22 protein-coding genes are annotated in these 20,320 nt (G+C 37.5%); 16 read left to right on the top strand and 6 right to left on the bottom strand.

What is annotated here, in order from left to right; translation table 11 throughout:
- Positions 1-92 precede the first annotated feature (92 nt).
- Genes E0E02_RS04155 through E0E02_RS04145 form a run of 3 tightly spaced genes read left to right on the top strand, consistent with a single transcriptional unit; the run spans position 93 to position 2,646 of the window.
- A complete protein-coding gene (locus E0E02_RS04155) occupies positions 93-728 on the top strand; it encodes a GTP pyrophosphokinase family protein (RefSeq protein WP_133017928.1) in 636 nt (211 codons plus the stop codon).
- A gap of 2 nt (positions 729-730) precedes the next feature.
- Positions 731-1,411 (top strand): response regulator transcription factor, encoded by a 681-nt coding sequence (locus tag E0E02_RS04150; RefSeq protein ID WP_074602153.1) that lies wholly within the window; start codon positions 731-733, stop codon positions 1,409-1,411.
- A gap of 8 nt (positions 1,412-1,419) precedes the next feature.
- Positions 1,420-2,646 (top strand): HAMP domain-containing sensor histidine kinase, encoded by a 1,227-nt coding sequence (locus E0E02_RS04145; protein ID WP_093814667.1) that lies wholly within the window; start codon positions 1,420-1,422, stop codon positions 2,644-2,646.
- 42 nt (positions 2,647-2,688) lie between these two features.
- Here E0E02_RS04145 and E0E02_RS04140 read toward each other — a convergent pair whose 3' ends face one another.
- Both E0E02_RS04140 and E0E02_RS04135 read right to left on the bottom strand, forming a co-directional pair.
- Positions 2,689-3,534, bottom strand: coding sequence for an aldo/keto reductase (locus E0E02_RS04140; protein ID WP_133017927.1), 846 nt, complete (start codon positions 3,532-3,534; stop codon positions 2,689-2,691).
- A 65-nt stretch (positions 3,535-3,599) separates the two neighbouring features.
- Positions 3,600-4,514, bottom strand: coding sequence for a LysR family transcriptional regulator (locus tag E0E02_RS04135; RefSeq protein WP_074602145.1), 915 nt, complete (start codon positions 4,512-4,514; stop codon positions 3,600-3,602).
- A 580-nt stretch (positions 4,515-5,094) separates the two neighbouring features.
- Here E0E02_RS04135 and E0E02_RS04125 point away from each other — a divergent pair.
- From E0E02_RS04125 to fni, 13 genes are all read left to right on the top strand, one after another.
- Entirely contained in the window at positions 5,095-6,120 is a 1,026-nt protein-coding gene (locus tag E0E02_RS04125; RefSeq protein WP_133017925.1) for a uroporphyrinogen decarboxylase family protein, read from the top strand.
- Positions 6,121-6,176: 56 nt separating this feature from the next.
- The gene (locus E0E02_RS04120) at positions 6,177-7,055 is read left to right on the top strand and encodes a transporter substrate-binding domain-containing protein (protein ID WP_074563868.1); all 879 of its coding nucleotides are present in this window, start codon (positions 6,177-6,179) and stop codon (positions 7,053-7,055) included.
- 9 nt (positions 7,056-7,064) lie between these two features.
- The gene (locus E0E02_RS04115) at positions 7,065-7,757 is read left to right on the top strand and encodes an amino acid ABC transporter permease (RefSeq protein WP_133017924.1); all 693 of its coding nucleotides are present in this window, start codon (positions 7,065-7,067) and stop codon (positions 7,755-7,757) included.
- Between the two features lie 10 nt (positions 7,758-7,767).
- Complete coding sequence (locus tag E0E02_RS04110; protein ID WP_133017923.1) at positions 7,768-8,451, top strand: ABC transporter permease subunit; 684 nt, start codon at positions 7,768-7,770, stop codon at positions 8,449-8,451.
- Positions 8,452-8,466: 15 nt separating this feature from the next.
- On the top strand, positions 8,467-9,225 hold the full coding sequence (locus E0E02_RS04105) for an amino acid ABC transporter ATP-binding protein (protein WP_133017922.1): 759 nt from the start codon (positions 8,467-8,469) through the stop codon (positions 9,223-9,225).
- 220 nt (positions 9,226-9,445) lie between these two features.
- Positions 9,446-10,129, top strand: a complete 684-nt coding sequence (locus E0E02_RS04100; protein ID WP_039696770.1) for an amino acid ABC transporter permease — start codon at positions 9,446-9,448, stop codon at positions 10,127-10,129.
- A complete protein-coding gene (locus E0E02_RS04095) occupies positions 10,089-10,766 on the top strand; it encodes an amino acid ABC transporter permease (RefSeq protein WP_133017921.1) in 678 nt (225 codons plus the stop codon). The genes E0E02_RS04100 and E0E02_RS04095 overlap by 41 nt, the downstream gene beginning before the upstream one ends.
- A 5-nt stretch (positions 10,767-10,771) precedes the next feature.
- Positions 10,772-11,518, top strand: a complete 747-nt coding sequence (locus tag E0E02_RS04090; RefSeq protein WP_165937134.1) for an amino acid ABC transporter ATP-binding protein — start codon at positions 10,772-10,774, stop codon at positions 11,516-11,518.
- A 29-nt stretch (positions 11,519-11,547) separates the two neighbouring features.
- The gene (locus E0E02_RS04085; protein WP_039690569.1) at positions 11,548-12,420 is read left to right on the top strand and encodes a cysteine ABC transporter substrate-binding protein; all 873 of its coding nucleotides are present in this window, start codon (positions 11,548-11,550) and stop codon (positions 12,418-12,420) included.
- 154 nt (positions 12,421-12,574) lie between these two features.
- Complete coding sequence (mvk, locus tag E0E02_RS04080; protein ID WP_133017919.1) at positions 12,575-13,453, top strand: mevalonate kinase; 879 nt, start codon at positions 12,575-12,577, stop codon at positions 13,451-13,453.
- Positions 13,435-14,385 (top strand): diphosphomevalonate decarboxylase, encoded by a 951-nt coding sequence (gene mvaD, locus E0E02_RS04075; RefSeq protein WP_133017918.1) that lies wholly within the window; start codon positions 13,435-13,437, stop codon positions 14,383-14,385. The genes mvk and mvaD overlap by 19 nt, the downstream gene beginning before the upstream one ends.
- Positions 14,372-15,370, top strand: coding sequence for a phosphomevalonate kinase (locus E0E02_RS04070; protein WP_133017917.1), 999 nt, complete (start codon positions 14,372-14,374; stop codon positions 15,368-15,370). The genes mvaD and E0E02_RS04070 overlap by 14 nt, the downstream gene beginning before the upstream one ends.
- Positions 15,367-16,365 (top strand): type 2 isopentenyl-diphosphate Delta-isomerase, encoded by a 999-nt coding sequence (gene fni / locus E0E02_RS04065; RefSeq protein ID WP_074867798.1) that lies wholly within the window; start codon positions 15,367-15,369, stop codon positions 16,363-16,365. Before E0E02_RS04070 ends, fni begins: the two co-directional genes overlap by 4 nt.
- Before the next feature lie 21 nt (positions 16,366-16,386).
- Here the strand turns inward: fni and E0E02_RS04060 are convergent, their stop codons facing one another.
- The 4 genes from E0E02_RS04060 to E0E02_RS04045 form a co-directional block, all read right to left on the bottom strand.
- Positions 16,387-17,043 carry a hemolysin III family protein gene (locus E0E02_RS04060; protein ID WP_039696776.1) on the bottom strand — a complete coding sequence of 219 codons (657 nt, stop codon included), beginning with the start codon at positions 17,041-17,043 and terminating at the stop codon, positions 16,387-16,389.
- Positions 17,033-17,476: a DUF1836 domain-containing protein gene (locus E0E02_RS04055; RefSeq protein WP_133017916.1), complete on the bottom strand. Its 444-nt coding sequence runs from the start codon at positions 17,474-17,476 to the stop codon at positions 17,033-17,035. The genes E0E02_RS04060 and E0E02_RS04055 overlap by 11 nt, the downstream gene beginning before the upstream one ends.
- Before the next feature lie 261 nt (positions 17,477-17,737).
- Positions 17,738-19,009 (bottom strand): hydroxymethylglutaryl-CoA reductase, degradative, encoded by a 1,272-nt coding sequence (locus E0E02_RS04050; RefSeq protein WP_133017915.1) that lies wholly within the window; start codon positions 19,007-19,009, stop codon positions 17,738-17,740.
- Complete coding sequence (locus E0E02_RS04045; protein WP_133017914.1) at positions 18,999-20,174, bottom strand: hydroxymethylglutaryl-CoA synthase; 1,176 nt, start codon at positions 20,172-20,174, stop codon at positions 18,999-19,001. The genes E0E02_RS04050 and E0E02_RS04045 overlap by 11 nt, the downstream gene beginning before the upstream one ends.
- Positions 20,175-20,320 lie beyond the last annotated feature (146 nt).

The following is a 20,320-nucleotide window of genomic DNA, read 5'->3' as shown; positions in this document are numbered from 1 at the left end:
ACCTAATGGTCTCTTTTTTGATAGGAAGTTTGATTTATCCTTATTTTAAGATAATTTGCTATAATGACAGTAACATTTAGTTAGGAAAAATTATGACAGAATCTATCTATGGGAAATACGCTGTTTATCTTCCTTTGATTTTAGAAGACTTTAGCCAGCGTATTCAAGAAAAAAATGACCTGACCAAGAAAGAGACAGGTTATAAGTTATTTGAGCATTTTATATCGCGAATTAAGACACAAGAAAGCATGGTTGAAAAATGTCAACGAAAAGGTTTTGAAGTCTCAACGGAGTCAGCTCTACGACAAATTCGTGACAGTATCGGTTTACGTATTGTTTGTGGCTTTGTTGATGATATTTACCGTTTGGTAGATGTGATTCAATCTTTTGAAGATTGCAGGATTGTCGTTGAAAAAGACTATATCAAAAATGCCAAACCAAATGGTTATCGTTCTTATCACATGATTGTAGAGGTTGAGACCCCTTATCCTGATTGTCTTGGAAATGAGCAGGGCTCATACTTTATCGAGGTTCAGCTTCGTACTATTGCTATGGACTCCTGGGCGAGTTTGGAACATCAGATGAAATACAAGCACGACATCAAAGACCCTAAGCGTATCGTGCGTGAGCTGAAACGCTGCGCTGATGAATTGGCTTCTTGTGATTTGAGCATGCAAACCATTCGCAATTTGATTCAGGAAAGTTCTCAGGTTGAAGGAGACGATTAATTATGAAAGTACTTATAGCAGAAGACGAAGTTCAGATGAACCGTGTGTTGACAACCGCTCTTACACATGAAGGGTATGAGGTTGATTCGGTTTTTGATGGACAAGCAGCTGTTGATAAAGCTAAAGAAAATGCCTATGATGTTATGGTCATGGACATTATGATGCCAAGAAAAACAGGGATTCAAGCTGTACAAGAAATCCGTCAAACAGGTAACCAAGCTCACATCATCATGCTAACAGCCATGGCTGAAATTGATGACCGTGTGACAGGGCTTGATGCAGGAGCGGATGATTATCTTACTAAACCATTTTCGCTAAAAGAATTGCTTGCGCGCCTTCGCTCGATGTCACGTCGAGTGGATACCAACTTTACATCGAATATTTTAAAACTGGGAAGTGTTACTCTAAATGTTGGTGAGCAAGAACTAGCTAGTCAAAATACCATTCGCTTAGCAGGAAAAGAAGCTAAGATGCTTGAGTTTTTTATGTTAAATCCTGGCAAGAAACTCTCAACGGAGCAGCTTTTCAATCACGTCTGGGCAAATGATAAAGACGATCCTGATATTGATGAAGGTTATGTTTTTATTTACGTTTCCTATCTTCGCCAAAAACTTCAATCTGTTGGAGCCAATCTTGTGATTGAAGGAGAAGACATGGGTGATTATGAATTGAAAGAATTATAGGTGGCGCTATGTTTCGTAAACTTCGTCTACGTTTTATTGCTATTGCCTCTTTAGCGATTCTAATTGTGCTGTTTTCTGTTGTTGGGGTTTTGAATTCAGCTCGTCATGTTCAAACTGTTGATGAGATTAATAAAATCTTGACTCTCCTTTCTGATAATGGTGGAAGTTTTCCTAGCATTTCAAAGACAACAAGTGAGCTTGGTGACACTGTATCAGTAGACACTCTTTTTCAATACCGTTATTTTAGTGCTAAAATGGACCACGACGGCAATATCATCTCCTTAAATTCTAGTAATATTTCTGATTTGACGGACCAAGAAGTCAAAGAATTTTTGGAAAGAATCAATCATTCTAAGGATACGAGAGGAGATTTTTCTTACCACCACCACACTTATTCTTACATGGTAGCTGAGACTAGTCGTCGTAGCGATTTAATCGTGGTACTAGATTCGACTAATCAATTTAGAGATAATATGGCTTTGGTTCATTTGTCGATTTGGATGTCAGGGATTAGTTTTATTTTCTTTGTCTTAGTGATTTCAATTGTGTCTGGTAAGGTGATTAAGCCATTTATTCGCAATTATGAGCGGCAACGTCGTTTTATCACCAATGCAGGGCATGAGTTGAAGACGCCTCTTGCTATCATTTCAGCTAACAATGAACTGGTTGAGTTGATGAATGGTGAGTCAGAGTGGACTAAAAGCACTAATGATCAAGTGGAACGAATGACTGGTTTGATTAATAGCTTAGTTGCCATGGCACGCTTGGAAGAACAGCCTGAGTTGGTCCTTACTAATGTGAATTTTTCAGATATTGCTAGAGATGCTGCCGAAGACTTTAAAGGGCCAGTTATCAAGGATGGCAAAGAATTCGTTATGGATATTCAGCCAAATATTCATGTTAAGGCTGAAGAAAAATCGTTGTTTGAACTTGTCACACTTTTGGTTGATAATGCCAATAAATATTGTGATCCAGCTGGCAAGGTTTCGGTGACTCTTAGCAAGAACAGATTGTCAAAAGCTAAACTTGAAATTTCTAATACCTACACCAAAGGAAAAGACGTTGATTATACGAAATTCTTTGAGCGTTTTTACCGAGAAGATGAATCGCATAACAACAAGACTTCGGGTTATGGCATTGGTTTATCAATGGCACAAACCATGGTCAAACTTTTCAAGGGCAATATCTCTGTAAATTATAAAGACGATACCATCACATTTGTGGTTAGTTTGTAAATAATGACAAACAAAAAGGCAGCAAATCTTGCTGCCTTAATTTTATGCTTTATAACCAGATAAGCGTTTGACTTGTTCGATGCTTTCATTTGGTCCATAGTTGTTTGGGAAACGGTCGAGTTTTGCGATGGTATCAAGGTCATTTTGGCTGAGTTCAAAATCAAATACGTTAAAGTTTTGTCTGATACGATCTAGGTGAACAGATTTTGGAATGGTCAAAATATCATTTTGAATTTGCCAGCGAAGAATGACTTGAGCAACGGTTTTACCATATTTTTCAGCAATGCTATTTAAGGTAACATCCTTGAAGATATCATCCTTTCCTTGGTTAAATGGACTCCAAGCTTGTGTTGCTATACCAAATTCTGCATTAGCCTTGCGAAGTAAGTTTTGTTGTTTGTAAGGATGAAGTTCAATCTGGTTGAGGGCTGGAACAATTTCAGTATTTAAGGCAAAATCAGCGATGCGTCCAGTTGAGAAATTGGAAACACCGATTGCTCGAATGCGACCTTCTTTATAAAGGTCAGTCATAGCACGCCAAGCGCCATAAGTATCACCGTATGGTTGGTGAATGAGATAGAGGTCAAGGTAATCAGTACCAAGTTTTTTAAGACTTTCTTCAAAAGCTTTTTTGGTTTCGTCATAGCCAAGCTGATTAATCCAAGCTTTTGTAGTGATGAAAATCTCTTCTCGTTTGGTACCTGAAGCTTTAATGGCATTGCCGACAGCCTCTTCATTACGATAAAGCGCAGCTGTGTCAATCAGGCGATAGCCCACTTCAAGAGCGTTTTCCACGGCTTTTTGGCATTCATCTTGGTCAAACATTTGCCAAACACCAAAGCCGAGTTTGGGGATTTGAACACCGTTGTTTAAGGTTTTAAATTCCATAAGCGTCCTCCTTTTTTCTTTATTCTAGCATAAAAGTCTTACAAGCTTAAAAGATAAGACTTGAACTAGAAAAGTTGACTCTTGTCTGAGAATTCTTCTAAGCTGAGTTTGATTTCATTGATAAAACTTGCTCCGATATCAGAGAGTTTTTTCTTACGATTGGTCACATAACCTAGTGTGTGTTTAGGACTATTTTGCAAAGGTATGAGAACAATCTGGTCTTTGACAAAACTATTAACAATGCCAAGACCTGAAGCGTAAGCGTCTGTTGCACAGAGTAAATTCATGACAGTTCCACGGTCATTGCTGTAGAGAATGCGTTGTTGATCATGAATATCAAGAGCATCTTCATCAAAATTCAGTCCAGACTGTTCTTGACGAAAGCGTATTTGATTATAGCCTTTTAAGTCTGTTTCTGAAATGACAGATTTGTGAGCCAATGGATGGTCACGGCGTAAAAAGACACGCGTTGGAAATTCGCCAAGCGAGGTAAATTCCAAATCATGATATTGCAAAGCTGATGTTAAAATGTGTTCATTCTCATCATCTAGGTAAATAATCCCAAGATCAGCTTCAAAAGAAGCGACACTGTCCAAGATTTTTTTAGTGGTCGTTTCAATGGTTTGAAATTCCTGATAATCCTGCTTGAATTCTTGCGCCACTTTGGCAAGAGGAATTGAGAGAAAATCATAGTGGTGTGAGGCAACTGTAAAACTTTTTTTGAATTCATCATGATAGCGTTGCTGCAACAAATCCAATTCGCCGATAATGCGCTTAGCATATTTCAAAAAATCATGACCGTCTTCGGTTAAGCGAGCCCCTGTATTGGAGCGCGTGAAGAGTTGAACACCTAATTCATTTTCTAAATCTTTGATGGAGCAAGACAAGTTGGGCTGAGTCATGTATAATTCCTTAGCAGCTTGGCTAAATGAGCCTACACGAGCAACGACTTCGACATAACGACATTGTTGGAAATTCATAAAACATCATCCCTTCTTGTAATAATTGTTACTTATTATAGATGAAAAAGATTAAAAAATCAGCAAAATTCTGATAAGAATATCTAAAGCCTTGATAAAAAAATCCTATAGCGGGTGATAAATGACCTTAATCATTACTTGATTTTATGGCTAGTGATAAAAAGAATAGATTTTTCTAAAGTAGCATAAGCTGTTATAATAAGCTTAGAAAGCTACTCGGAGGTGACGTGTCAATGCTCTTAACAGAAAAGTACTTAAGAAATAGCTCAATTGCTGTTACAATTATTCTTGTCATATCTCTTCTTATTTTTTTAAAATTTTCTTCCTTCAAAGCCTATCAAACTAATAAAGAATCATCTCAAATTCGAAAGGAAGACATTATTCGCATTAATAGTCTAAAGAGTTTGACACATTTACCTTATGAGTAAAAAGAAAGCTGAGAAAAGTTTCTCAGCCTTCTTTTTTTACTTTTTGGTATCATAACTCATTTTTATGGCTGAGCATAAATAAAATAGATTTTTCAAGACTTCTAAAGCGTGATAGTATAATTGCCATACCAAATGAAAAGGAGATTACGCTAATGACAACAAAGAGAGAATGGGTTTTAAAAGCATTTAAAAATGAAACAGTTGACAAAGTTCCAGTCGGGTTTTGGTATCATTTCACAAGTGATGATGAACGAAGCGATGGTTTCAATCCTGTTATCTTTAATAAAAACATTGCAGGACACCAAAAATTTATTTCAGACGTCAATCCTGATTTTGTAAAAATCATGAGCGATGGTTTCTTCACTTATCCAAATGATTTCATTCGTGAAGGGATTACCTCAATTAGAGACCTTGAGGGGATTAAGTCTATTGGCGAAAATCATCCTTGGATTACCAAACAAGTTGAACTGGCTAAAAAGATTCGTGAGGATTTCCCTGAAGACATTGCTTCTTTTTATAATATCTTTGCTCCAGCGACTTATCTTAAATGGCATTTGGCTGGTAAAGGTGGAAGTGGCGATCACATTATTGAAGATTTCATCAAAGAAGATGCTGAATTGACAAAACAAGTTTTGGATGTGATTGCTTTTGATATCGGAGTTTTGACAAAACGATTGATTGAAGAAGCTGGGGTTGATGGCATTTATCTCAGTGTTCAGAATTTGCAGGATTCACGTTTGAGTCATGACGAATATGATCATGTGATTAAACCGAGTGAACTCCACATTTTGCATCGTGCTATTTCAGCAGGTGGAACAAATATTCTTCATATCTGCGGTTATGAAGGAGCAACCAATGATATTTCTTACTATACAGATTATCCAGCAGATGTCATTAACTGGGCGGTTGAATTGGAAGGTGTTAGTCTAGCAAACGGGCGTCAGCTATTTGGTGGCAAAACTGTTCTCGGTGGTTTTAACAATACAGAGTCGGGACTTTTGTATAAAGGTAGTAAAGAAGCTATTCAAGCAAGAGTCAAAGAATTGCTTGATGAAACTGGACGTCAAGGTGTGGTCATCGGAGCTGATTGCACAGTTCCAAGTGATATTGCGCCAGAACGTATTGCTTGGGTGAAAGAAGCTGTTCTTGATGAGGTTCTTGTCAAAGCAGCCGTTTGATTTTAAGAGTTTTTAGGAATGAAAGAAAAGTTTTAGGTAAAAAAGGAGTGGGTTATATGAGCAAGAAAAAATGGATTATTTCAGGTGGAGTTGTTTTAGCGATTGTGGCAGCGACAGTTGTGGGACGTCAATTAACAGGTAAGACATCAGCAAGTGCAGACAGTTCACAATCAAGTTCTGATAAAGTGACGACCTTACAAGTCGCTCACACGCAAAACTATGTTCCTTATGACTTTGTTAATGATAAAGGGGAAAGTGATGGATTTGAAGTTGCGGTCTTAAAAGCCGTAGATGATAAATTAAAAAATTATAAATTTGAATACACTGGGACAAGTGATGAAGATTTGTTAATCGGACTTGAATCTGGCAAGTACGACATCGGAGTCAAAGGTGCTTGGTACACTGAAGAACGCGCCCAAAAATTTGTTATTCCTGACCAAGCTATCGGAGCTAGTGTGATTGGCTTTGCTGTTCGAAAAGCTGACGAAAACAAATATAAAGATATTGATTCCTTTGCTAAAGCAGGTGGTAAATTAGTTCCAATCTCACCACAAAACGCACAGTATAATGTTATTCAAGAATACAACAAAAAAGCTAAACACCCGATTGAACTCAAAGAATCTGAAAGCTTCTCAGTTGCTGACGCATATGCTTGGGTTCTTGAAGGTCGTTACGATGCTTACTTCTCAATTAAATTGTCATTTGAAGAAGCCGTCCAAAAAGAAGACGGTGCTTATCATCAATACGCTGACCAATTGACATGGTTCCCATATAAGGGAATTGAAACTTACCCATTGATTCATAAAAATGATACTAATAAAGCATTTGCAAAAGAATACGATAAAGCCATCAAGGAATTGCAAAAAGATGGCACAATCGCTAAACTTTCAGAAAAATACTTTGGAGAAGATGTCTTTAGTTATGTAACAGATTAGGAGGTAGCTATGGTTTCTTATGAACCGTCTCGTGTAATAAGAGTAATTCCAGATATTTTATCAGCTCTACCTCTTACCTTGTGGGTCTTGGCATTAACTGTTTTGTTAGGAAGTTTATTAGGTTTCTTGTTAGCTTATGCACAACTATCAGACGAACATGGCTTTTCCATTTTAGCTAGAGGCTATGTCTTTACACTAAGATGTACACCACCAATTGTTCTTATCTTCCTTGTTTTTTATGGTTTACCTCGTTTTTTAGAATGGTGGTTAGGGATTGATGTAAATGGCTGGTCACGTTCGATATTTGTGATTTTAGCAATGACTTTGCTCTTTGCGGCAAGTATTTCAGAAGTCTTTAAATCTTCGTATTTAGCCTTGCCAAAAGGACAACTAGAAGCTGGTCTTAGTATTGGTTTAACAGATTCTCAGACTTTTGTGCGTATTCTTTTGCCACAAGCTTTTAGAATTGCCCTTCCTAACATCACTAGTGCGGTGATTAATTTATTAAAAGATATTGCCCTTGCCTATACGATTGGTTTGGTGGATTTGATGGGTGAAGGCAACCTCATCATTTCTAGAAATATGGGCAATTATTCATTAGAAACTTACACAGCAGTTGCCGTTATTTATTGGATTTTAGCACTGATATTATCTGTAGTGACTCATATTGTCGAAAATCAATTGGAAACAAAAGGGGGCTAAGGAGGAGATTATGGATTTTTCTTATATTGTTGAAACATTTGTTAAAGCCCTTGCTGGTATTCCAGTGACGCTAGGCATTATGGTGGTTTCCATTTTGTTGAGTTTTTTCCCAGCTCTTTTCTTGGCACTTGGTCGTATCTATAAGGTAAAAGGTGTAACTACTTTTTCAGTGATTTACCTTGCTTTTATCCGCTCTACGCCAGCTATTTTATTAATTTTATTCTTTTATAGTTTATTTCCTAGTTTATTAAACCAATTTTTAAAAGCTCTTGGCATCAATATTTTTGAGTTAAATCCGATTTATTATGCCTATGTTATCTTTGGACTTATGACAACTGGGAGTCTTTCAGAAATTATTCGCTCTGCAATTTTGACGGTTAATAAGGGGCAGTTAGAGGCAGCTCTTGCGATCGGTTTGACGGCAAAGCAGGCTTATCTGAGAATTGTCTTTCCCCAAGCCATTTGTCAGGCATTGCCAAATCTCTGTAATTTGGTGATTAATCTTGTCAAAGGTACCTCTCTTGTTTTTGTGATGACAGTGAAAGATATTACAGCGATTGCGAAAGTGGAGGCTGCTTATGGTTATCATTATTTTGAATCTTATTTTGTTATTTTCATTATCTACATTGTTATATGTGGAGTGATTCAGTACATCTTTAAATTACTGGAAAAACAAAGCCAACTGGTGGGATAATGTGAGGAGAAATTTATGCTAACAGTAAAAAATATTGAAAAATCATTTGGAGAAAAGAAAGTTTTAGATGGGATTAGTTTGACGGTAAATAAAGGGGATGTTGTCGTTATTTTGGGACCATCGGGATCAGGAAAAACAACCTTTTTAAGATCATTAAATTACCTAGAACATGCTGATTCGGGTGAATTAGAACTGGATGGAAAGACTTATGATTTAGCTAAAATCAACCGCAAAGATGTGCTAGAGATTCGTAAAAAGACTGCTTTTGTTTTTCAAAATTATAATCTATTTGCTAATAAAACAGCGCTTGAAAATATTTTAGAAGGCTTAGTGATTGCCAGAAAAGTTCCAAAGGAAAAGGCAATTCCTATTGCTGAAAATGCCCTAAAAAAAGTAGGACTTCTTGATAAAAGAGATTATTATCCAAGTCAGTTATCAGGTGGTCAGCAGCAACGTATCGGAATTGCGCGTGCAATTGCTGTTAAGCCAGAAGTGATTTTGTTTGACGAGCCGACATCAGCCCTTGACCCTGAATTAATCGGTGATGTTCTTGATGTCATGAAAGAATTGGCGAAAGAAGGAGTAACCATGGTTGTCGTGACGCATGAAATGAGCTTTGCGCGTGATGTTGCTACCCATGTTATCTTCATGGAGGGTGGTCATATCATTGAAGAAGGTGACCCGAAAGAATTCTTTACACGACCAAAAGAAGAACGCACAAAACAATTTTTGATACGAATTATTCCAGAATTAAATATTGACCCAGTGATATAGATGGCTCTTATGAAATTATTGAAAAAGAAAAAGTAAAAAGCTATGTTATGACTGGTTTTATCAACTGAACTAACTACCTAAACAAAAGGAGGCTGATACATTTCAGCTTCTTTTTAAGTGTTGTGCTATAAAAAATACTTATGTCACAGCATAAAATATTTAGAGTACACGACTTTAGAAGAATTCTTTATAATACCTTTATAACGTTTGGAGGGATATTATGTTAGATTGGGGCTTTGTTTATGAGAATATTCCCTTGTATCAACAAGCTTTGGTGCTTACGATTCGTTTGGCTCTATTTGGCATCTTGGGAGCGATTATTTTAGGCTTTTTCATTAGTTTGATTAAGTACTACAATGTAGCTATTTTAAGTCAAATTTGCCAGATTTATATTGAATTGTCTCGTAACACGCCGCTTTTGATACAGCTTTATTTTCTCTATTATGGCTTGCCTAAAGTTGGAGTGGTTTTACCATCGGAGCTTTGTGCGATTGTTGGTCTAATCTTTTTAGGTGGTTCTTACATGGCGGAGTCATTTCGTTCAGGGTTGGAAGCAGTGTCCAAAAGACAGTATGAAGTTGGTTTGAGCATCGGATTATCACATCTTCAGAATGTTTTTTATGTCATCCTTCCTCAAGCAATCGCAGTTGCACTTCCGTCGTTGGTTGCTAATATCATCTTTCTTGTCAAAGAGACGTCTGTCTTTTCAATTGTTGCACTTGCTGATTTGATGTACATTGCTAAGGATTTGATTGGACTGTATTATGAGACCGATGAGGCGTTGTTAATGTTGGTAGTTGCTTACTTGATTATTCTTTTACCGATTTCACTATTGGCAAGGGTACTAGAAAGGAGGTTGCATCATGCAGGTTTCAGGACTCCAGGTGCTGTTTCAGGGAAATAATCTTTTGCGACTCCTTAAAGGACTGTTAGTTACGATTAATATTTCCCTAGTGTCCATTCTTATTTCAGTGGTTTTAGGATTCTTGTTTGGTTTTATAATGATTTCACGCTTTAGAGTGATTCGCTTTATTTCACAAATCTATCTAGAATTTATTCGAATCATGCCACAATTAGTCTTGCTCTTTCTTGTTTATTTTGGTTTAGCTAGAACTTTTAATCTCAATTTATCTGGTGAAGTAGCAGCACTTATTGTCTTTTCAATGTGGGGAACAGCTGAGATGGGAGATCTTGTTCGCGGAGCGTTGACATCACTACCAAAACACCAAATTGAAAGTGGTCTTGCTCTGGGATTAAACAATCGACAGTTATTCATTTACGTTGTTATGCCACAAATTTTACGACAATTATTACCCCAAGCGGTTAACCTAATGACACGAATGATTAAAACAACGTCATTAATTGTTTTGATTGGTGTTGTCGAAGTGGTAAAAGTTGGTCAAGAGATTATTGAAGCTAATCGTTTGACGGTACCTAGCACCGCAATTTGGATTTATGGCTTAATCTTTATGATGTATTTTGCTGTTTGTTTTCCAATCTCGAGATTTTCAGTTTATTTAGAAAAACGTTGGAAGGAGTGAATCATTTGGCAACAATTTTAGAACTTAAAGATATTGAAAAATCTTATGGCGAGCAAAAGATTCTCAATCAAGTTTCGTTTTCCGTTGAAGAGGGTGAAGTTTTAGTCATTCTAGGTCCGTCAGGTTGTGGAAAATCAACATTACTTCGTTGTATCAATGGTTTGGAACCAATTCAAGCAGGAAGAGTTGAACTTGAAGGCAAGGAAATTTTAAAAGAGTCTAAAAATCTTCCTCTTGTTCGCCAAAAAATTGGCATGGTATTTCAATCCTACGACCTTTTCCCACACTTAACAGTTCTAAAAAATCTTTTATTAGCACCAGTAAAGGTTCAAAAAAGGTCAGTAGAGGAAGTGAAGGGCGAGGCATTAAAACTACTTAAGCGAGTTGGTTTAGAAGGAAAAGAAAATAGTTATCCTCACGAGTTATCTGGCGGTCAGATGCAGAGGGTTGCTATTGTGAGAAGTTTACTTTTACATCCTGAAGTGCTTCTATTTGATGAAGTTACAGCGTCACTTGACCCTGAAATGGTTAGAGAAGTTTTAGAGTTGATTGGGGAACTTGCACATGAAGGTAGGACAATGATTATTGTGACGCATGAGCTACAGTTTGCAAAAGCGATAGCAAATCGTGTGATTTTTCTTGAAAAGGGACAAATTGTAGAAGAAAGTGATGCGAGATTATTTTTCAGGCAAGCAAAAACTCAACGTGCGCGTGATTTCTTGAATGTCTTTGATTTTTCTACAGTTGGTTAAATAGGTAATAAAATTTTAAGGAGTTATATATGAAAATTGTAAAACGTTTTTTAGCGATTGTTAGTCTTTTATTAATTGTTTTTGCTGCAGGATGCTCAACTTCAAAATCCTCAACAACTAAAAATTCATCTTCAGCTACGTCAACAGCCAAAGCTCGCTCTCTTGATGCAATCAAGAAGAGCGGTACCATTAAAATTGGAGTTTTCTCAGATAAAAAACCGTTTGGTTATGTTGATGACAAAGGAAAATACCAAGGATATGATGTTTATTTTGCAAACCGTTTAGCAAAAGATTTGGGAGTTAAAGTAAAATATGTTTCAGTAGACCCAGCAAGTCGTGTTGAGTATTTGACATCAGCTAAAGTAGATATTATTCTTGCCAACTTTACAGTGACTGATGAACGTGCAAAACAAGTTGATTTTGCTTTGCCATACATGAAAGTAGCGTTAGGTGTCGTATCGCCAAGTAATCAATTAATTTCTGACGTTGATGCTTTAGAAGGAAAAACTTTGATCGTTGGCAAAGGAACGACAGCTGAAACATACTTTGAAAAACATTATCCAAAAGTAAATCTTTTAAAATTTGATCAGTACAGCGAAGCATATCAAGCACTGTTAGATGGTCGAGGTGACGCGCTATCAACTGACAATACAGAAGTTTTAGCATGGGCTTTGGAAAATAAAGGTTACGAAGTTGGCATTACAAGTTTGGGTGACACAGATACCATTGCTCCAGCAGTTCAAAAAGGAAATACTGAGCTTCTTGATTGGATTAATGATGAAATTAAATCTTTGGGTGATGAAAACTTCTTCCACGAAGACTATGACAAGACATTAGCTCCAGTTTACGGTGATGCTGCAAAAGCAGATGACTTGGTCGTAGAGAGTGGTGAAGTTGATTAAAAAATCAACAATGTAAAAATTAAGAAATCTGAGATTGATTGTCTCAGATTTTTTCGTGATTTATTTGAATGCTATAACATTTTTTAGTAAGAGTCGCTTTTTTTGCGGAACAATGATAAAATGGAGTGTAAACTAAAAATTGTAAGAGAAGAAAATGACTAAGAAAATTGGCGTCGGAAAGGCGCATAGTAAGATTATTTGGATGGGTGAACATTCAGTTGTTTACGGTTATCCTGCCATTGCTATTCCACTTCAAGGAATTGAGGTTGAATGCCGTATCTATCCAGCTGATGAAAAGATTCACTTTGATTATTATGACACATTATCAACGGCTGTTTACGCAGCGCTAGAGTACCTAAATCATACTGATGTTTCAATCACTTATGATATTCGTTCAGAGATTCCCCAAAAACGAGGTATGGGTTCATCAGCTGCTGTTTCAATTGCAGCCATTCGTGCCGTGTTTGATTATTTCGAGCAAAGTATTGACATGGATACTCTTGAAATTTTGGTAAATAAAGCAGAAATCATTGCCCACTCAAACCCAAGTGGTCTGGATGCTAAGACATGTTTGAGTGACAAGGCAATTACCTTTATTCGAAATATTGGTTTTAGCACACTTGACCTAGACTTGGATGCTTATCTTGTTATCGCAGATACGGGTATTTATGGCAATACGCGTGAAGCAGTTGAAAAAGTTGCACAAGCTGAAGAAAATAATTTGCCACATTTGGCTGCTTTAGGAGACTTGACAGAAATGGTTCAAAAAGCGATTCAAGACAAGTCTATTTCTGAAATTGGTCCCTTGATGACAAAAGCACACAGTCACTTACAAGCAATTGGCGTTAGCATTGAAAAAGCTGACCAATTAGTTCAGATTTCTTTAGAAAACGGCGCTCTAGGTGCCAAAATGAGTGGTGGAGGTCTTGGAGGATGTATTATCGCCCTTGCACAGACCAAAGCACAAGCAGAAAAAATTAGTAAAGCATTAACAGAAGGAGGAGCGGTTCAAACGTGGATCGAAAAATTGTAACGGTAAAATCATATGCCAATATCGCTATTATCAAATACTGGGGGAAAGCTGACGCAGCTAAGATGATTCCAGCAACCAGCAGTATTTCATTGACACTGGAAAATATGTTTACCACAACAAGTGTTTCCTTTCTGCCAGATTCAGCCAGCCACGATGAATTTTACATCAATGGTGTTTTACAAGATGATAAAGAACACGCTAAAATTTCTGCCATCATTGATCAATACCGTGGGCAGCGTTCAGAATATGTCAAGGTTGAAACAAGCAACAACATGCCAACAGCTGCAGGACTTTCATCAAGTTCAAGCGGTCTGTCTGCCCTTGTTAAAGCGTGTAACGAACTCTTTGAAACTGGTTTAAATCAAGCAGAACTCGCTCAAAAAGCAAAATTTGCTTCAGGTTCCTCATCGCGTTCATTCTTTGGACCACTTGCTGCTTGGGACAAAGATTCTGGTGAAGTTTACCCTGTTCAAACAGACCTCAAGCTTGCTATGATTATGCTTGTCTTGAGTGATAGTAAGAAACCAATTTCTAGCCGAGAAGGTATGAAACGTTGTGTAGAAACGTCAACAACTTTTGCGGATTGGGTCAAACAATCTGAACAAGATTACAAAGACATGCTAGGTTATCTTAAAAATAACGACTTTGAACGTGTTGGTGAGTTAACTGAACGCAACGCACTTGCAATGCATGACACAAACACACATGCAAATCCACCATTTAATTACCTAACAGAGGAAAGTTATAAGGCAATGGACTTTGTCAAACAACTTCGTGCTGAAGGTGAAAAATGTTACTTCACAATGGATGCTGGACCAAATGTCAAAGTTCTTTGTTTAGAAGAAGATTTGGAACGTTTAACAAAACGCTTTGAAGAAAACTATCGTGTCATCGTTTCACGTACTAAGGAATTACCAGATGAAAATGACTAAAGTTCAGACAGGCGGAAAACTCTATATTGCTGGGGAATACGCTGTGCTGACACCAGGGCAGACTGCAATCATTAAAAATATCCCAATTCATATGACAGCGGTTGTTAAAGAGAATTCTACAATCAAGCTTTCTTCTGATATGTTTGATTACTCAGCTACAATGTCTGAAGATAAAAATTATGCTTTAATTCAAGCAAGTGTTCAGACTTTAGCTGATTATCTTGGCAAGTCTATTGAAGAAATGCCAGCCTTTTCTCTTGAAATCACTGGAAAAATGGAGCGAGATGGTAAGAAATTTGGTATTGGTTCAAGCGGGTCAGTTACTGTTTTAACCCTAAAAGCTCTATCAGCTTTTTATGAGTTGAACTTGTCAGCTGATCTTCTTTTTAAATTGGCGTCTTACACACTTTTAAAACTTGGTGACAATGGTTCGATGGGGGATATTGCTTGTATTGCATACGATGATTTGGTTGCTTTTACCTCATTTGACCGCCAGCAAGTAGCAAAATGGATTGAAAAGGAATCAATTCAAGAAGTACTTAATAATGACTGGGGTTATCAAATTGAAGTTATCACACCAGCTTTGCCATGTGAGTTTTTGGTCGGATGGACGATGCAGCCTTCTATTTCAAAAGACATGATTAATCTAGTTAAATCTGCCATTTCACAAGAATTTTTAGCAGCAACTGAAAAAGAGGTTCAAATTTGTAAACAAGCGCTGCAAACTGGTGACAAAGAAAGTGTCAAAAAGACACTTCAAGATGTGAGTGATTTGTTGCTAGGCTTAAGCTCAGCTATTTACAACGACAAACTTTTAGCCTTAAAAGCTGCCGAAGATGGTCTAGATGTGATTGCTAAATCATCAGGTTCAGGTGGTGGTGATTGTGGTATTGCAATATCATTTAATCGTGAAGATAGTCAAGTACTTATCAAGCGTTGGCAAGAAGTTGGTATTGAGCTACTAGACATGGAGGAATTAGCATGATGAACCGTAAGGATGAGCATATCAAGTATGCACTAAAGTATCAATCACCGTATAACTCTTTTGATGATATGGAGTTGATTCATCGTTCACTTCCTGACTATGATTTGAGCGAGATTGATTTGCATACGCATTTTGCGGGACGTGATTTTGACTTTCCGTTTTACATCAATGCTATGACAGGTGGCTCAGAAAAAGCAAAAGCCGTCAATCGTAAGCTTGCTCAAGTAGCACAAGCGACTGGTTTAGTCATGGTAACTGGGTCATATAGTGCTGCGCTGAAAAATCCAGGTGATGATTCTTATCCAAGTAAAGCAGATTACCCAGATTTGCTTCTTGCAACTAATATTGGTATTGACAAACCATATGAACTTGGCCTTAAAACCATTGAGAAAATGCAACCCATTTTCTTGCAAGTTCACGTGAATTTGATGCAGGAGCTTTTGATGCCTGAAGGTGAGCGTGAATTTCGTTCTTGGAAAAAGCATTTGGCTGATTATGCGACAAAAATGCCAGTTCCTGTTATTTTAAAAGAAGTCGGATTTGGTATGGATTTAAAAACCATTGAGACGGCTTATGACTTAGGTATTAAAACCTTTGATATTTCAGGCCGTGGTGGAACAAGTTTTGCCTACATTGAAAATCAACGTGGTGATAATCGCTCTTATCTAAATGATTGGGGCCAAACAACCGTGCAAAGTCTTTTGAATGCCCAATCAATGGTTGATAAAGTGGAAATCTTAGCTTCAGGCGGTGTTCGTCATCCGCTTGATATGGTCAAATGTTTGGTACTTGGTGCTAAAGCAGTTGGCCTTTCACGAACGGTCTTAGAATTGGTTGAAAAATACCCAGTTAACAAAGTTATCGATATCATTAACGGGTGGAAAGATGATTTGCGTCTTATCATGTGCGCTCTTAATTGCAAAACCATCGAAGATTTAAAAGATGTCGATTACCTTTTATATGGAAAATTACAAGAAGCAACAAAAAAACACTGATTTTAATCAGTGCTTTTTTTATTACAACATGAAATACACGATTGCGATGTATTGTAAGATAGATGCAAGCAGGATGAACAAATGCCAAATCATGTGGTCATAAGGACGTTTTCTAGCGTAGAAAATCGCACCAATTGTGTAAGCTAAACCACCAGCCAGCATCAAACTCCAAAAGACCACCCCAGTTTTACTAATAATACTTGGAATGATAAAGACAACCAACCATCCCATTAGCAAATAAAGAAATAGTGAGAATTTATCATTGATTTTTTTAGCAAAAATCTTGTAAAGAATACCAAAAATGGTTGCTCCCCATTGCAAGACAATGATTAAGTAACCTAACCAGCCACCAACAAGTGAAAGAGCAACTGGCGTGTAAGAACCAGCAATAGCAATATAAATCATGCTATGGTCAATAATACGTAGAACAAATTTTTGTGGTGAGTCATATTGCATTGAATGGTAGATTGTTGATGACATGAACATCAAAAACAAGCTAATGTCAAAAATTGACATCCCAACAGCAGCCTGCATGCCATAGTGGTGATAACTGTAAATAGCTGTAATTGGCAAGAGCACCAGCATTGCAACAGCACCGACAGCGTGAGTGACACTATTTGCAACCTCTTCACCAAAAGAAAGACGTTTACTAAGTTTTAAAGTCATGCTAGCTTTCATGGGAATCTCCTTCTAATTTGTGAACCAATTCATGGGTTTGAAAATACAATTTTAACGTTTGGCAAGCTGAGACAACCACAGGTGGTAAATCATCAATTTTTTCACCATTCATACAAGCAACAAAATCATCGTAGCGTTTTTGTGACTGGTCTTCAGCGGTCAAGAGTGCCAAAGTTTGGCTGATTTCTTGGATAGAAAAAACATTTTTCAATGCTGTAATAACAATCAATCTAGCCACTTGCTTACGATTGTATTTCTTTTTAACAGGTTTTTCTAAGTGACCATGTTTGACATAATTATTTATCATAGAAGCTGTTAAGCCTTTTTCATCCTGTTGATTGGCTTTTCCAACTTGATTAACGTAAAGAAGTACTTGATCTAAGTACAAATCAATCTCTGGTAATTCAGACCATTTTGGATAATTTGGTTTCATAAAGTTATATTTACCTCTTTATCTAGTATTAATAACTAGATTATATAATTATCGAAAATTAAAGTCAAGAAAAAACCTATCCACTGGATAGGTTTTTCACGAGCCTAGAAATTGAAAAGCGAGTTAAGCTCAGTGGACAGTTTTTTCACGAGCCTAAAAATAAGAAAGCGAGTTAGGTCCAGTGGACAGTTTTTTCATGAGCCTGAAAATAGAAAATGAGCCATGCCCATTAGACACGACTCACTTATTAAATTATTTTGTTTAATTTCGCAAGTTTAGTAAGATGTGCTGCGCAGTTTCCAAATTCATATGTGGAGCTTCTAGTAAAGCTTTAACCACTTCAGAGACTTCTTTATCTTTGGCACCAGCAAGGAGTGCAAGTGATTTAGCTTGTAATTTCATGTGACCAGCTTGAATGCCAGTTGAAGTCAAAGCTTTAATGGCAGCAAAGTTTTGGGCTAAACCAACAGAAACGATGATACGTGCTAATTGACGAGCGTCTGGGTGACCAAGAAGGTCGTGCGCAATTTTAACTGTTGGATTAAGTCCGATTGAGCCACCACGTGTTGCGATTGGCATTGGAAGGGTTAATTGGCCACGGAGAACTTGCGCTTCTTCGTCAAAGGTCCAAGTTGCTAAACCGCGGTATTGGCCATCTTTACAAGCGTAAGTGTTAGCACCAGCTTCGATAGCACGCCAGTCATTTCCAGTTGCCATAACGACTGCATCAATACCGTTGAAAATACCTTTGTTGTGCGTGCTTGCACGGTAAACATCCTCTTGGGCTAATTTGCTAGCTAAGTGGAATTTTCTAGCTAACTCTTGAGCTTCCTCTTTGTTACGGCTGAGGTATCGAAGGTCAACTTGACAGTCAGCGGTAACAAGAGATTCTGTTGCATAGTTTGACAAAATAGCCATCAAACTTTTACCGCCTGATAACTCTTCTAAGCTTGGCACCAAAGCTTCCATCATAGTATTAACCATGTTAGCGCCCATAGCTTCTTGAGTATCAACCGTTAGGTAAACAATCAAAAAGTCATCTTTTTCATCGATGCTCAATTCGCGTGCACCACCTCCACGTTTAACGATAGAAGGGTGCGCATCATTTGCTAGGTTAATTAATTGTTCTGTGTGTTCAACAATGGCTTTTTTAGCAGCACTTTTATTTGGAACGTCGTAAAGGGCAACTTGCCCAATCATTTTACGAGAGTGAACTTGAGTTTTGAAACCTCCAGAACGTTTGATGATTTTAGCTGCAAAGCTTGCAGCAGCAACCACAGAAGGTTCTTCGGTTACCATTGGAACATTGAAAGTTTTATCATCGATTTGAAAATCTGGCGCTAGTGAAAATGGAAGTGAAAAAGTTCCTAAGACATTTTCGGCCATTTGATTAGCAGTTTCTAGTGAGAGAAGCTCATTGTTTTTTAAGCTTTCTAAGCGTTCCGCGCTAATGAGTTCATTTTTTTCCAGATGTTCAAGGCGTTCAGCCAACGTTTTTTTGGAGAATCCTCCCCAAGTCACTTTATTTGTCATTTACTTTACCATAGATTCTTTGATGTTCATGAATTTCTTTGAGAGCAAATGCACCTGTTTTGTATTCAGGAATATTGGCGTTTCCTTCTGAATCGATAGCAGCTTCCTCAAAGAATAATTTTTCGTAGTCTTTAACAGAAAGACGAATGCGGTTTTTAAGCGTTTCTAAACGGTTAGTTTGTAGCATGTCTTTAAAACCATCAACCAAAGTTGCTGAGAAGATTTCTGCGACAGCACCGCTACCATAGCTGAAGAGGGCAATTTGGTCTCCAGCTACAAGATTTTTAGAATTCTCAAGAAGTGAAAGAAGACCTAAGTATAGTGAACCAGTGTAGATATTTCCAACTTCTTTACTGTAGAGAATAGTGCTTTCAAAGTTTTCCTTGAGTTTTTCTTTAAAGTCTTCTGGTAGATTCTTATCCATCACTTTGTTAAAGCCTTTAAGGGCTAACTTAGGAAATGGAAGGTGGAAGCAGAAGGCTGAGAAATCTGCAAGAGAAGTGTTGAAGCGTTTTTGGAATTCTGCCCAAGTTGTTTTCAACATGTCAAGGTATTGTTTTGTAGAGTAAATACCGTTAACGTAAGGGGTAGTAGAATAGTTTGGACGCCAGAAATCCATAATATCGCGCGTTTGAGCAACTGAGTTGTCATTAAGGAGCAAGATTCGTGGGTCTTTTGAAATCAACATAGCAACACTACCAGCACCTTGAGTAGGTTCACCAGGGGTGTTAACACCATAGCGAGCAACGTCTGAAGCGATAACTAAAACTTTTGATTTTGGGTGTTTTTGAACGTGCAAACGAGCATAATCAAGCGCTGCTGTTGCACCATAACAAGCTTCTTTCATTTCAATGCTACGAGCAAAAGGTTGGATGCCCAAGAGACTGTGAATATAAGTAGAAGCAGCTTTACTTTGGTCAACAGATGATTCTGTTGCCACAATAATCATATCAATAGTATTTTTATCTTCCTCGCTTAGAATACTTTCTGCTGCAGAAGCACCAAGTGTCACAATATCGTCATTGACTGGCGTGATACTTAGATTATTTAATAGGAGACCTTTGCTGTATTTATCTGGATCAACATTGCGGCTCTCGGCCAAGTCGTCCATATTCAGCACGTATTGCGCTGTTGCAAATCCTATTTTATCAATACCAATTTTCATGAAAAAACCTTTCTCTTTATTGAATTTCCAATAAATGTTAGGGACTTTATCTTCATTCGTACTTGCCTAACAAGTTTTTAAAAAGTGGGGAAAACCTCTTAAATAGGAAATTCGTTTTTATTAAATTTACGGCGTGACTAATTGTC

Source organism: Streptococcus sp. KCJ4932, assembly GCF_004352745.1.
Taxonomy (GTDB): Bacteria; Bacillota; Bacilli; order Lactobacillales; family Streptococcaceae; genus Streptococcus; species Streptococcus ruminicola.
The sequence above is the reverse complement of the archived record's forward strand: the minus strand, read 5'-3'. Positions and strand labels throughout refer to the sequence as shown.

Coding starts and splice junctions, on each gene's coding strand:
- E0E02_RS04155 (WP_133017928.1), top strand. CDS start 93: ATGACAGAATCTATCTATGGGAAATACGCTGTTTATCTTCCTTTGATT.
- E0E02_RS04150 (WP_074602153.1), top strand. CDS start 731: ATGAAAGTACTTATAGCAGAAGACGAAGTTCAGATGAACCGTGTGTTG.
- E0E02_RS04145 (WP_093814667.1), top strand. CDS start 1,420: ATGTTTCGTAAACTTCGTCTACGTTTTATTGCTATTGCCTCTTTAGCG.
- E0E02_RS04140 (WP_133017927.1), bottom strand. CDS start 3,534: ATGGAATTTAAAACCTTAAACAACGGTGTTCAAATCCCCAAACTCGGC.
- E0E02_RS04135 (WP_074602145.1), bottom strand. CDS start 4,514: ATGAATTTCCAACAATGTCGTTATGTCGAAGTCGTTGCTCGTGTAGGC.
- E0E02_RS04125 (WP_133017925.1), top strand. CDS start 5,095: ATGACAACAAAGAGAGAATGGGTTTTAAAAGCATTTAAAAATGAAACA.
- E0E02_RS04120 (WP_074563868.1), top strand. CDS start 6,177: ATGAGCAAGAAAAAATGGATTATTTCAGGTGGAGTTGTTTTAGCGATT.
- E0E02_RS04115 (WP_133017924.1), top strand. CDS start 7,065: ATGGTTTCTTATGAACCGTCTCGTGTAATAAGAGTAATTCCAGATATT.
- E0E02_RS04110 (WP_133017923.1), top strand. CDS start 7,768: ATGGATTTTTCTTATATTGTTGAAACATTTGTTAAAGCCCTTGCTGGT.
- E0E02_RS04105 (WP_133017922.1), top strand. CDS start 8,467: ATGCTAACAGTAAAAAATATTGAAAAATCATTTGGAGAAAAGAAAGTT.
- E0E02_RS04100 (WP_039696770.1), top strand. CDS start 9,446: ATGTTAGATTGGGGCTTTGTTTATGAGAATATTCCCTTGTATCAACAA.
- E0E02_RS04095 (WP_133017921.1), top strand. CDS start 10,089: ATGCAGGTTTCAGGACTCCAGGTGCTGTTTCAGGGAAATAATCTTTTG.
- E0E02_RS04085 (WP_039690569.1), top strand. CDS start 11,548: ATGAAAATTGTAAAACGTTTTTTAGCGATTGTTAGTCTTTTATTAATT.
- mvk (WP_133017919.1), top strand. CDS start 12,575: ATGACTAAGAAAATTGGCGTCGGAAAGGCGCATAGTAAGATTATTTGG.
- E0E02_RS04070 (WP_133017917.1), top strand. CDS start 14,372: ATGAAAATGACTAAAGTTCAGACAGGCGGAAAACTCTATATTGCTGGG.
- fni (WP_074867798.1), top strand. CDS start 15,367: ATGATGAACCGTAAGGATGAGCATATCAAGTATGCACTAAAGTATCAA.
- E0E02_RS04060 (WP_039696776.1), bottom strand. CDS start 17,043: ATGAAAGCTAGCATGACTTTAAAACTTAGTAAACGTCTTTCTTTTGGT.
- E0E02_RS04055 (WP_133017916.1), bottom strand. CDS start 17,476: ATGAAACCAAATTATCCAAAATGGTCTGAATTACCAGAGATTGATTTG.
- E0E02_RS04050 (WP_133017915.1), bottom strand. CDS start 19,009: ATGACAAATAAAGTGACTTGGGGAGGATTCTCCAAAAAAACGTTGGCT.
- E0E02_RS04045 (WP_133017914.1), bottom strand. CDS start 20,174: ATGAAAATTGGTATTGATAAAATAGGATTTGCAACAGCGCAATACGTG.